This window comes from Arthrobacter luteolus NBRC 107841 (assembly GCF_001552075.1).
In the GTDB taxonomy this organism is placed as follows: domain Bacteria; phylum Actinomycetota; class Actinomycetes; order Actinomycetales; family Micrococcaceae; genus Arthrobacter_B; species Arthrobacter_B luteolus.
In genome coordinates, this window is record NZ_BCQM01000002.1 from 399792 (window position 1) to 411767 (window position 11976).

General features: G+C 66.3%; 9 protein-coding genes. All 9 read right to left on the reverse strand.

Annotated features, from left to right (window positions below; genetic code table 11):
* Positions 1–18 precede the first annotated feature (18 nt).
* The 9 genes from whiA to AL3_RS05905 all read right to left on the reverse strand — a co-directional run bounded on the left by whiA (position 19) and on the right by AL3_RS05905 (position 11976).
* The gene (gene whiA, locus AL3_RS05865) at positions 19–999 is read right to left on the reverse strand and encodes a DNA-binding protein WhiA (protein ID WP_066297960.1); all 981 of its coding nucleotides are present in this window, start codon (positions 997–999) and stop codon (positions 19–21) included.
* Positions 1000–1009: 10 nt separating this feature from the next.
* Positions 1010–2035: a gluconeogenesis factor YvcK family protein gene (locus tag AL3_RS05870; protein ID WP_066297964.1), complete on the reverse strand. Its 1026-nt coding sequence runs from the start codon at positions 2033–2035 to the stop codon at positions 1010–1012.
* Positions 2036–2935, reverse strand: coding sequence for an RNase adapter RapZ (rapZ, locus tag AL3_RS05875; RefSeq protein WP_151723936.1), 900 nt, complete (start codon positions 2933–2935; stop codon positions 2036–2038). It lies immediately after the preceding gene.
* A 134-nt stretch (positions 2936–3069) separates the two neighbouring features.
* On the reverse strand, positions 3070–5082 hold the full coding sequence (uvrC, locus tag AL3_RS05880) for an excinuclease ABC subunit UvrC (RefSeq protein WP_066297969.1): 2013 nt from the start codon (positions 5080–5082) through the stop codon (positions 3070–3072).
* Positions 5083–5178: 96 nt separating this feature from the next.
* Positions 5179–5847: a lysophospholipid acyltransferase family protein gene (locus AL3_RS05885; RefSeq protein ID WP_066297971.1), complete on the reverse strand. Its 669-nt coding sequence runs from the start codon at positions 5845–5847 to the stop codon at positions 5179–5181.
* Positions 5834–6529: an HAD hydrolase-like protein gene (locus tag AL3_RS05890; protein WP_066297973.1), complete on the reverse strand. Its 696-nt coding sequence runs from the start codon at positions 6527–6529 to the stop codon at positions 5834–5836. The genes AL3_RS05885 and AL3_RS05890 overlap by 14 nt, the downstream gene beginning before the upstream one ends.
* 110 nt (positions 6530–6639) lie before the next feature.
* Positions 6640–9534 (reverse strand): excinuclease ABC subunit UvrA, encoded by a 2895-nt coding sequence (gene uvrA / locus AL3_RS05895; RefSeq protein ID WP_174522116.1) that lies wholly within the window; start codon positions 9532–9534, stop codon positions 6640–6642.
* Positions 9535–9588: 54 nt separating this feature from the next.
* Positions 9589–9966, reverse strand: a complete 378-nt coding sequence (locus AL3_RS05900; RefSeq protein WP_066297977.1) for a GntR family transcriptional regulator — start codon at positions 9964–9966, stop codon at positions 9589–9591.
* Between the two features lie 96 nt (positions 9967–10062).
* Positions 10063–11976: an ABC transporter ATP-binding protein gene (locus AL3_RS05905; RefSeq protein WP_083521486.1), complete on the reverse strand. Its 1914-nt coding sequence runs from the start codon at positions 11974–11976 to the stop codon at positions 10063–10065.

The following is an 11976-nucleotide window of genomic DNA, read 5'->3' on the forward strand; positions in this document are numbered from 1 at the left end:
TCCATCCTATGCGGGTGGCTACTGGTCAAGCATTTCAGGGGTCACATTTGCTTCGGTGCCAGGAATTCCCAGTTCACCTGCGCGTTTGTCGGCCATGGCCAGAAGACGCCGGATGCGGCCGGCAATGGCGTCCTTCGTCATGGGCGGGTCGGCCAGGCGTCCGAGTTCATCCAGGCTGGCCTGCTTGTGCCCCACCCGCAGTTCACCGGCATAACGCAGGTGTTCCGGGACGTCCTCCCCGAGGATTTCCAGGGCGCGTTCCACCCGGGCGCCGGCAGCGACGGCGGCCTGGGCCGAGCGGCGCAGGTTGGCGTCGTCGAAGTTGGCCAGGCGGTTGGCGGTGGCGCGGACTTCCTTGCGCATCCGCCGCTCTTCCCAGACCATCAGCGCGTCGTGCGCGCCCATCCGGGTGAGCAGGGCAGCGATGGTGTCTCCATCGCGGATCACCACGCGGTCCACACCGCGCACTTCGCGGGCCTTGGCCGCAATACCGATGCGCCGGGCGGCGCCGACCAGTGCCAGGGCAGCTTCCGGGCCGGGGCAGGTGACTTCCAGTGAGGAGGAGCGTCCGGGCTCGGTCAGGGACCCATGGGCAAGGAACGCCCCGCGCCAGACTGCCTCGGCGTCTGCGGCGGAGCCGTTCACGACGACGGACGGCAGTCCGCGGACGGGCCTCCCCCGGGCGTCCAGAAGCCCGGTCTGGCGGGCCAGGGACTCGCCGTCCTTCACGACCCGCACCACGTAGCGGTTTCCGCGCCGCAGCCCCGAACCCGTGACTACCACGATGTCACTCGCGTGGCCGTAGACCTCGGCAATCGCCGCACGCAGCCGCCGGGCCGTCGAAGCGAGGTCAACCTCGGCCTCGATGACGATGCGGCCCGAAATGATGTGAAGACCTCCCGCAAAGCGCAGCATTGCCGAAACTTCGGCTTTTCGAACTGAGGACTTTTTCACGGTCAGACGTGAGAGTTCCTCTTTGACTGCAGCAGTCAGCGCCACAAATACACTCCTAGCTTTCCCCGAAAATATCGTGATAGGCGGCTGCCAGACGCAGCGGATCATGGATCGGCCGCCCGGCCGCTGCCCCTACCTTACCGAAGACCGGACGGGCCCCCATTTCGGCGGCCGCCGCTGCGAAGGCCCCGCGGTCCTCCACCACCGCCGGATCTGCCAGCACCACGTCCACCTTGAACCCGGGCGCATAGCGCCGGATCACCTGGAGGTGGTCGACGGCGGTCATCCCCGACGTCTCCTTGGTTTCGTTGCTGAGGTTCATGGTCAGGCACCGGCGGGCCCGGGTGTCGCACAGGGCTTCACGCATTTCCGGCAGCAGCAGGTGCGGCAGCACGGAGGTGTACCAGGAGCCGGGTCCCAGGATCACCCAGTCCGCCCGCCGGATCGCGGAGACCGCTTCCGTGCAGGCGGGCGCATCCGGAGGCAGCAGGCGGACATTGACAACATTCGAGTGTGTTCCGGCAACGGCCAGTTCCGCCTGCCCGGTGACGGTTTCGTGCCGGAGCCCGGAACCGGTCAGCCGCAGGACGTCGCCCTCAATGGTCAGCGGGACCGTGGACATGGGCAGCACCTGGCCGCGCGCACCGAGCAGGGCGCCGGCCCATTGGAGCCCCGCGACGGGGTCCCCCAGCAGCTCCCAGAGAGTGACAATCAGCAGGTTTCCCAGCGCATGGTTGTCCAGGGCGCCGTCGACGCCGGGGCGGGAGCGGAACCGGTGCTGCATCACGTCCCGCCAGGTGCGTCCCCAGTCGGTGTCATCGCAGAGGGCTGACAGCGCCATCCGCAGGTCTCCTGGCGGCAGCACATCGAGTTCCTCGCGGAGCCGGCCGGAGGATCCGCCGTTGTCAGCAACGGTGACGACGGCGGTCAGATCCGTGGTGAGCAGGCGCAGCGCGGAGAGGGAGGCAGACAGACCGTGGCCGCCGCCCAGCGCCACGACCGCCGGAGGTTTCCCTCCTCCCGGGGGACGGAGGGACCCGCCTTCGGGAAGGATGGGGATGGGGCCGGTAAGGAACCCCACCTATTCGCGCCCAAGGTCGCGGTGGTGGGAACTTACGGTCACATGCGGCAGTTTCGCCAGCCGCTTGGCCAGTTCCTCGGTGACGGCAACGGAGCGGTGCTTTCCACCGGTGCAGCCGACAGCGATCGTGGCGTAGTGCTTGTTTTCCCGCCGGTACCCGTCGATGACCGGCACCAGGGCCTCCACATAACGGTCCAGGAAGTCTGCGGTGCCGTGGGCGCCAAGCACGTACTCGCGCACGTCGGCGTCCTGGCCGGTGTGCGGGCGCAGCTGCGGAACCCAATGCGGGTTGGGAATGAACCGGACGTCGGCCACGAAATTCGCGTCAACCGGAAGACCGTACTTGAAGCCGAAGCTCATCACGTTCAGGCGCAGCACAATCGGGCCGTGTTCGGTGAACAGCTCGGTGATGGTGGTGGCCAGGGCATGGACATTGAGTTTTGAGGTGTCCACGATGACGTCCGAGGCATCCCGCAGCTCACGCAGCACATCCCGCTCGGCAGCGATTCCGTCCAGGATCCTGCCGTCTTCCTGCAGCGGGTGCGGACGGCGGCCGCTTTCGAAGCGCTGGACGAGGGCCTGGTCCGAGGCGTCGAGGAACAGCACACGGTAGGTGACGCCGGCGGCTCGGAGGTTGCCCAGCGCCTCGCGGATGTCCTGGAAGAGTTCCTTGCTGCGGACATCGATCACCACTGCGAGCTTGGGGATCGAATGCGGCATCCTCGACACGAGCTCGGTGAGTGTGCCAAGCATCAGCGGCGGGAGGTTTTCCACGACATACCAGCCGTGGTCTTCGAGGGCGTTGGCTGCGGTGGTTCGTCCGGCACCGGACATGCCGGTGACAACGAGTAGTTCGGACTCGGCAGGCTTGACGCTTTGCAGCCCGTCCACTTCTGTCATGTTCTTCTGTGTCCCGTCAGTCAGCCAACTAGTGCCGGTGCCTATTTTCGGTGCCTATGCTCCTTGCAGTGCCGGTCTTGCCCGGCGCCGGGACGGCCTGTCAGGCCGCCGTGCACCGGCAGTCCCAAGCCTAGCTAAGATTCGATTATTTCGCCGGTGGCCATATTGACCGCCGGAGCGGCTTCGGCGCCGGCCAGGGAGGACTGAATGACGGAAGCCATCGCCGGACCGATGCCGGGAACCTCCATCAGCTGCCCGGTGGTGGCCTGCTTCAGCCGGCGCACCGAACCAAAGTGCTTGATCAGTGCCTTCTGCTTGGCCGGGCCCAGACCGGGGACGTTATCCAGGGCGGACGCGGTCATGGACTTGCCGCGCTTCTGCCGGTGGAAAGTGATGGCGAAGCGGTGTGCCTCGTCCCGGATGCGCTGCAGCAGGAACAGCGCTTCGGAGGAGCGGGGCAGGATGACCGGGAATTCGCTGTCCGGTACCCAGACTTCTTCCAGCCGCTTGGCCAGCCCCACCACGTACACGTCTGTGATGCCCAGGTCTTCCAGCGCCCGGGACGCCGCGGCGACCTGGGGCTTGCCGCCGTCGACCACCACCAGGTTCGGCGGGTAGGCAAACTTGGCCTTCGGCGCGGCGGTCAGGGTGTCCGCCACCGGTTCACCGGACTGCAGTGCGGCAGGGTCCGCTGCCCCGGGCACCGAACCGGAATCGGCGTCGGGCACCGCAGCGGCCGGGTCGAAGTTATCCGCCAGATAGTGCTTGAACCGGCGGGAGATTACGTCATACATGGACGCTGTGTCGTCCCGGGCTGCGTCACCGGTGATCGAGAAGCGGCGGTAGTCGGATTTCTTCATCAGACCGTCTTCCGCCACCACCATCGACGCCACCACGTTGGTGCCCTGCACGTGGGAGATGTCGTAACACTCGATGCGCAGCAGCGGCACGGGGATATCCAGTGCTTCCTGGAGTTCGGACAGGGCGGCTGACCGGGTGGTCAGGTCTCCTGCCCGCCGGCTCTTATGCAGGCGCATGGCATCTTCGGCGTTCCGGGTGACGGTTTCCATCAGCGATTTCTTATCGCCGCGCTGGGGAACGGAAATCTTCACCTTGGAGCCGCGCAGGCCGCGCAGCCAGACCTGGAGCTCTTCCGCGTTCTCCGGCAGCACCGGAACCAGGACCCTGCGCGGAATCCGGTCCGCCATGGCAGCTTCACCGTAGACCTGCTGCAGCAGGTGTTCCACGATCTCGCCGGTGTCCATGTCCTCGACCTTTTCCACGACCCAGCCGCGCTGGCCGCGGATCCGGCCGCCGCGGACGTGGAAGACCTGGACGGACGCTTCGAGTTCGTCCTGGACGAGGCCGAAAATGTCCGCGTCGGTATCCTCGGACAGGACCACCGTGTTGCGTTCGAAGACTTTCCTCAGTGCGGAAATGTCATCCCGGATGCGGGCGGCCGACTCATAGTCCAGTTCCGCCACGGCATGCTGCATCCGTTTTTCCAGGTCCTGGATGAAGCGCTTGCTGTCCCCGGACATAAAGGCGCACAGTTCAGCGGCCAGGGCACGGTGGTCTTCCGGGCTGATCCGGCCAACGCACGGTGCGGAGCACTTATCGATGTAGCCCAGCAGGCAGGGGCGTCCGGTGCGCTCGGCCCGCTTGAAGACGCCGGCACTGCAGGTGCGGACCGGGAAGACCCGCAGGAGCGTGTCGAGGGTCTCGCGGATTGCCTTCGCCGGGTAGAACGGGCCGAAGTAGCGGGTGTCCTTCCGCCGGTCTCCGCGCATCACCTGGGCGCGGGGGTACTTCTCCCCCATGGTGACGGCGAGGTACGGGTAGGACTTGTCGTCCCGGAACATGATGTTGAACCGGGGACTGAATTCCTTGATCCAGGTGTACTCGAGCTGCAGGGCCTCGAGCTCGGTGCCAACCACCGTCCATTCCACGCTGGTGGCGTTAAAGACCATGGCGCGGGTTTTGGGCAGCAGCTGCCGCGGGTTGGCGAAATAGGAGTTAAGCCTGGAACGCAGGTTTTTGGCCTTGCCCACATAAATGACCCGGCGGTGTTCATCCCGGAACCGGTACACCCCGGGTTCCGTCGGTATTTCCCCCGCCCGGGGCCGGTAAGTTGCTGGATCTGCCACTTTTCCATCCTAAGGCGGTGCCGGCCTGCCGCCGGACGCCTGCCCGGCCGGTTTCGCCGCCCGCGCAAAGCACGCGCCCCCCCGGCGGGTCCCGGCTCAGGCGCCGTCGGGCCGGTTCTGGTTGTAGCTGGCGGCGCGCTCCTGGCCGGAGAGCTCGGCAATGGCGTCCATGACCTGGTCCGTCACCCGCCGCCGCTCCGGCAGGGCGTGGCCCGGGCCGGTCTTCTGGAAGTACAGCGGCCGGCCCACGGACATGGTGAAAGGCCGCGGCTTCACCCATTTCTTGCCCGCCGGCTGCAGCCGTTCCGTGCCGATCAGGCCAACGGGGACCACCGGCGCTCCGGAGGTCAGCGCCAGCCAGCCGACGCCGGTGCGGCCGCGGTAGAGCAGGCCGTCACGGGAACGGGTGCCCTCCGGGTAGATGCCGATGCCGCCGCCGGTTTCGAGCACGTCGAGCAGGGATTTCAGTGCCGCGACGCTGGCAGCCTGCTGGTCCCGCTCAACCGGAATGGAACCGACGCTTTCGAAGAAGCTGCGCATCGCGGCGCCCTTGAGCCCCGGAGTAGTGAAGTACTCGGCCTTGGCGAAGAAACCGACCCGCCGCGGCATCAGCGCTTGGATCAGGACGCTGTCCAGGAAGGAGAGATGGTTGGAAGCGACAATAAAGGGCCCGGACGTTGGCACGTTCTCCAGGCCGCTGACGGTAGGGCGGCAAAGGCGGATGAGCCCGCGGGTGCTGGAACGGGTGAGATCATAGAGGGCCATGGGCACCTGCCAGACCTGCGGCCTCCGCGACGGCAGCCTTCAGCTCCGCGGCGGATCCGACGACGGCGGCAGCCCCCGCGGCTTCCAGCTCGCCGTCTGCTGCGAAGCCCCAGGAAACCCCGATGCAGGGAATCAGGTTGGCGGCAGCACCGTGCACGTCATGCTGGCGGTCCCCCACCATGACTGCCGCGGAATACTTTCCTGCGTGCCGGTCCAGGGCGGCCTTGATGATGGAGGCCTTGCCGTCACGTGCTGCGGCCCGCTCATCAGCCGGCGAACCGTGGATTGAATCGAACAGTCCCTCCAGGTCCTGGACCCGGAGAAGTTCCTTGGCGGTGGGCTCGGGTTTCTGCGTTGCCACGGCGACGAGGCAGCCGGCGTCCCGCAGTTCTTCCACTGCTGCCCGGATGCCGGGATACGGGCGGCTGGCAGCCATTCCAGTTTCCCGGTAACCGGTGCGGTACCGGGAGATCACGGCGTCCAGCTGGGCGGCGGGTACACCCGCAATGCGGGTCAGCGACTCGGCCAGCGGGGGCCCGACCATCTGATGGAGGTCCGGTTCGGCCGGCACCGGCAGGCCGGAAGCAGAAAGGGCAGCCCTGATTCCCCCGGTAATACTGCCGGCGGGGTCCACGAGGGTGCCATCAAGATCAAACAGGACCAGAAGCCGGAGTTTTATCACCGGGCAAGTTTCCCACAGAGAGGCGCCGGGGCGAAAAATACATAACTCGGCCGGAATATGTCGGCAGGCTTTCGGGGCCGGCGGCCGCCGGCCCCGAAAGCCTGCTGTGACTAGCTGAGAATCTCCGCGAGGAACCGGCCGGTGTGGCTGGCCGGGGTCTTGGCCACCTTTTCGGGGGTGCCGGAGGCGACGACCTGGCCGCCGCCGGATCCGCCGTCGGGCCCCAGATCAATGATCCAGTCCGCACTCTTGATGACATCGAGGTTGTGCTCGATCGTAATGACGGTATTGCCCTTGTCCACGAGGCCCTGCAGGACCATCAGCAGTTTCCGCACGTCTTCGAAGTGGAGGCCCGTGGTGGGCTCGTCCAGGACGTACGCGCTGCGGCCGTTGGACCGCTTCTGCAGTTCGGCGGCCAGCTTGACCCGCTGGGCCTCGCCGCCGGAGAGGGTGGTGGCGGGCTGACCGAGGCGGACATACCCGAGGCCAACGTCAACGAGGGTGTTGAGGTGCCGGGCGATCGGGCTGAACGCCGCGAAGAACTCCGCGGCTTCGGCGATCGGCATATCCAGGACTTCGGCAATGTTCTTGCCCTTGTAGTGGACTTCCAGGGTTTCGCGGTTGAACCGGGCACCGTGGCAGACCTCGCACGGGACGTAGACGTCCGGCAAGAAGTTCATTTCGATCTTCAGGGTGCCGTCGCCGTGGCAGGCTTCGCAGCGGCCGCCCTTGACGTTGAAGGAGAACCGGCCGGGAAGGTAGCCGCGGACCTTGGCCTCGTTGGTCTCGGCGAACAGTTTCCGGATGTGGTCGAAGACGCCCGTGTAGGTGGCCGCGTTGGAGCGAGGGGTGCGGCCGATGGGGCTCTGGTCAACGTGGATGACCTTGTCCAGGTGCTCCAGGCCGTCCACCCGGGTGTGCCGTCCGGCCACGTGCTTGGCGCCGTTCAACTTGCTGGCCAGCACGCGGTACAGGATGTCGTTGATGAGCGTGGACTTACCCGAACCGCTCACGCCGGTCACCGCAGTGAAGACGCCCAGCGGCAGGCTGACATCGAGGTCGCGCAGGTTGTTTTCCCGTGCGCCCACGATTTTCAGCTGACGCGACTTGTCGACCTTGCGCCGCTTGGCGGGGACCTCGATCTTCCGCCGCCCGGAGAGATAGTCACCCGTAATCGAGCGCGTATTGGTCAGCAGCTCGGACAACGGGCCGGAGTGCACAATTTCGCCGCCTGCCTCCCCTGCGCCGGGTCCCACGTCGACGACCCAGTCCGCTTCGTGGATTGTGTCTTCGTCGTGCTCGACCACGATCAGGGTGTTCCCCAGGTTCCGTAGCCGGGCCAGGGTCTCGATCAGCCGCCGGTTGTCGCGCTGGTGCAGACCGATGGACGGCTCGTCGAGGACGTAGAGCACGCCGACCAGGCCGGAACCAATCTGGGTGGCGAGGCGGATGCGCTGTGCTTCACCGCCGGAGAGGGTTGCGGCCGGGCGGTCAAGACTGAGGTAGTCGAGGCCGACGTCGAGCAGGAAGGTCAGGCGCGCCTGGATTTCCTTGAGGACCTGTTCACCGATCTTCGCTTCGCGCGGAGTCAGGGTCAGGGTGTCGAAGAACGTGGCCGCCTCGCGCAGCGGCATCCTGCTCGCTTCGGCGATGTTGCGTCCGTTGATCAGCACCGAAAGCGAGGCCGGGTTCAGCCGGGCGCCGCCGCATTCCGGGCACGGGGTTTCCCGCATGTATTCCTCGTAGCGGTCCCGCGAACTTTCGGATTCGGTCTCCTGGTGCTTGCGCTTAATGTAGCCGATAACGCCTTCGAAGCCGGTGCTGTATTTGCGTTCCCGGCCGAACCGGTTCTTGTACTGGACAACAACCTTGTGGTCCTTGCCGTGCAACACGGCCTCCCGGGCCTTTGCCGGCAGCTTCTTCCACGGCACGTCCATGGAGAAGCCCATGTCCTTGGCCAGTCCGTCCAGCAGGCGGTTCCAGTATTCGGTGGTGGCCGTCCCCATCGACCAGGGGGCGATCGCGCCGGCCGCGAGGCTCAGGTTGGGGTTGGGGACAACCAGTTCTTCGTCGACTTCCAGCCGGGAGCCGATGCCGGTGCAGACGGGGCAGGCGCCGAAGGGGTTGTTGAAGGAGAAGGACCGGGGCTCAATTTCGTCAATGGCCAGCGGGTGCTCGTTCGGGCAGGCGAGGTGCTCCGAGAAGGTGCGGGTCCGTTCAGGGCTGCCCTCCTCCGCGTCCACGAAGTCGGCCAGGACGCGGCCGTCGGCCAGTGCCAGGGCGGTTTCCACCGAGTCGGTGAGCCGCTGCCGGATGCCGTCCTTGGCGACCAGGCGGTCAATCACCACCTCGATGGTGTGCTTGTACTGCTTGCCCAGCTTGGGCGGATCGGAGAGCTGGACGAGCTTGCCGTCCACCTTCGCCCGGGAATAGCCCTTCGCGGCCAGATCCTTGAACAGGTCAACGAACTCGCCCTTGCGGCCCCGGACCACCGGCGCCAGGATCTGGTAACGGGTCCCTTCCTCGAGCTCGAGGAGCTGGTCGGTGATCTGCTGCGGCGTCTGCCGGCTCACCGGTTCCCCGCAGACCGGGCAGAACGGGGTGCCCACGCGTGCCCAGAGCAGGCGCATGTAGTCATGGATCTCAGTGATCGTGCCGACCGTGGACCGCGGGTTCTTGCTGGTGGACTTCTGGTCGATGGACACCGCGGGTGACAGGCCCTCGATGAAGTCGACGTCTGGCTTGTCCACCTGGCCCAGGAACATCCGGGCGTAGGAGGACAGTGACTCCACATAACGGCGCTGGCCCTCGGCAAAGATGGTGTCGAACGCCAGGGAGGACTTACCGGACCCCGAGAGGCCGGTGAAAACAATCATCGCGTCCCGGGGCAGATCCAGATCGACATTGCGCAGGTTGTGCTCCCGTGCGCCCTTAACGATCAGGCGCGACAGGTCGCCGCCGTGGTTCGGTGTTTGGCCAGGGGAGAGTGAAGTCGCGGTAGACACGCTTTCCACTGTAGAACACTCGGAACTCGAACATGTATTCGAGGGTGGGTGTGTTCACCCCTGGCGTAGGGCCGCTTCGACGTAGGACAGCGCTGTCTTCGAGTCCACTCCGTTGGCCTTGACGGTGTGAGCAAAAACCCTGGCGGCTTCAGCGACGCGCCGTCTGCCGTTATCCCCCGCCGCGGCGATGATGGTGCCCGCCCGGGAACGGGTGGTGACCACCTCGGCCTGCTCCAGTTCGCGGTACGCCCGTGCGACCGTATTCACCGCGAGGCCCAGCTGCGCTGCCAGCGCGCGGACGGGAGGAAGCCGGGTGCCAACGGCAAGGCTGCCGTCGTTGGCGGCGTCAAGGATCTGCAGGCGGAGCTGTTCGTACGGCGGCACCGAACTTGTTCCGTCGATCCGTACCCAGGAGAGCACGCCGTCGTCCATGCCACCGCTTTCTGTTGTGCTGCCGGGGTTTACCCGGCAGGTCGGGAAGTCCCTTCAATCTTGCCATGTGCGGGGCCCGGCCAAGGGCCGGCAAGGCTAGTCCGGCGGTTCGGCCGCCGTGGCAGGTTCACTGAACTGGGATTGGTAGAGCCCGGAATAGAATCCCCCGGCCTCCAGCAGGGCCGCATGGGTTCCCTGCTCCACAATCCGGCCGTCCCGGACCGCCAGGATGATATCCGCGTCCCGGATCGTGGAGAGGCGGTGGGCGATCACGAAGGAGGTGCGGGCCTGGCGCAGGGCGTTCATGGCCTGCCGGATGGCGATTTCGGTGCGTGTGTCCACCGAGCTTGTCGCTTCGTCCAGCACCAGGATCGCGGGATTAGCCAGCCAGGCCCGGGCGATGGTGATCAGCTGCCGCTGCCCCTGGCTCAGGGAACCGCCCTCCGCGGTGAGGACCGTGTCGTAGCCATCCGGCAGCGACCGGACGAAGTGGTCCACATGGGTGGCCTTCGCCGCCTCGATGATCTGTTCCTCCGTGGCGTCCGGAGCCCCATAGGAGAGGTTCTCGCGGATCGTGCCTTCAAACAGCCAGGCGTCCTGGAGGACCATGCCAATACAGCTGCGCAGGTCTTCCCTGCGCATATCCATGATGCTGACGCCGTCGATCGTAATGTCCCCGGAGTCGATGTCATAAAAGCGCATCAGCAGGTTGACGAGGGTGGTTTTGCCTGCCCCCGTAGGACCGACGATCGCCACCGTCTGCCCGGGTTTGGCGTCGAAGGAGAGGTCCCGGATCAGTGGGGCCTCCGGGGTGTAGGAGAAGGAAACCCGGCGGAACGCGACGTCGCCGCGCACCTTCTGCAGCACCACCGGATGGTCCGGATCGGGGCTTTCCTCCTTGGAATCGAGGAGCGCGAAGACACGCTCAGCGGAGGCGACGCCGGACTGGAGCATGTTGATCAGGCCGCCCAGCTGCCCCAGCGGCTGGGAGAACTGCCGGCTGTACTGCACGAACGCCTGCACACCGCCGATGGACAGCGCCCCGCCGGCCACCTGGATGCCGCCAACGACGGCGACCGCCACATAGTTCAGGTTCGAAATGAACATCATGACCGGCATGATGATGCCGGAGACGAACTGGGCCCGGAAGGTCGCGGAGTACAACTGGTCATTAGCCGGGGCGAAACCGGCCACCACCCGTTCCTGCTGGCCGAAGGCTTTCACCACATCCTGGCCGGTGAACATCTCCTCGATGTAGCCGTTCACCTCTCCGGTGGTCTTCCACTGTGCTTTGAACTGCACCTGCGAGCGCCGTGCGATCAGGACAGTCACCAGGGCGGAGACCGGAACCGTAGCGACGGCTATCAGTGCCAGCAGCGGGGAAATCCACAGCATCATGCCCAGCACGCCCAAGATGGTCAGCACCGAGGTGATCACCTGGGTGATGCTCTGCGAAAGGGTCTGGGCCAGGTTGTCGATGTCGTTGGTGACGCGGCTGAGCACGTCGCCCCGGGACTCCCGCTGGAAGTGGGACATCGGCAGGCGGAAGAGCTTGGCATCCACGTCCCGCCGCAGCCGGTACATGGCGCCCTGCACGATCCGTGCGGTCACCCGCGCCTGGGCCCAGCCGAAAAAGAAGGACGCCAGGTAGATGGCCAGCACTCCCAGCAGCAGCCCCCCGAGGGCGCTGAAGTTGATCCCCTCCCCCGGCACGGCGTCCATGGCTGCCAGCATGTCCGCGAGCTGGTTCTCTCCCGAGGCACGCAGGGCCGCGACCTGGGCCTCCTTGGGTACCCCCGGCGCCAGCGAGGCGCCGATCACGCCGTCGAAAATAACGTTCGTCGCGTCCCCCAGCACCTTGGGTGCGGTGACCGCGAGCGCCACGGAGACGACGGCGCAGACTGCCACGGCGGCAACCCGCCAGGTATCCGGTGACAGCAGCCGGAGCAGCCGGCCCGCGGAGGAGGCGAAGTTGGCCGGTTTAGCGGCCGGAGCGCCGCGGCCCGGCAT

Excerpts from the sequence above, each read along its gene's own strand:
- AL3_RS05905 (WP_083521486.1), bottom strand. The coding sequence starts at position 11,976 with ATGCCGGGCCGCGGCGCTCCGGCCGCTAAACCGGCCAACTTCGCCTCC.
- rapZ (WP_151723936.1), bottom strand. The coding sequence starts at position 2,935 with ATGACAGAAGTGGACGGGCTGCAAAGCGTCAAGCCTGCCGAGTCCGAA.
- AL3_RS05885 (WP_066297971.1), bottom strand. The coding sequence starts at position 5,847 with ATGGCCCTCTATGATCTCACCCGTTCCAGCACCCGCGGGCTCATCCGC.
- AL3_RS05900 (WP_066297977.1), bottom strand. The coding sequence starts at position 9,966 with ATGGACGACGGCGTGCTCTCCTGGGTACGGATCGACGGAACAAGTTCG.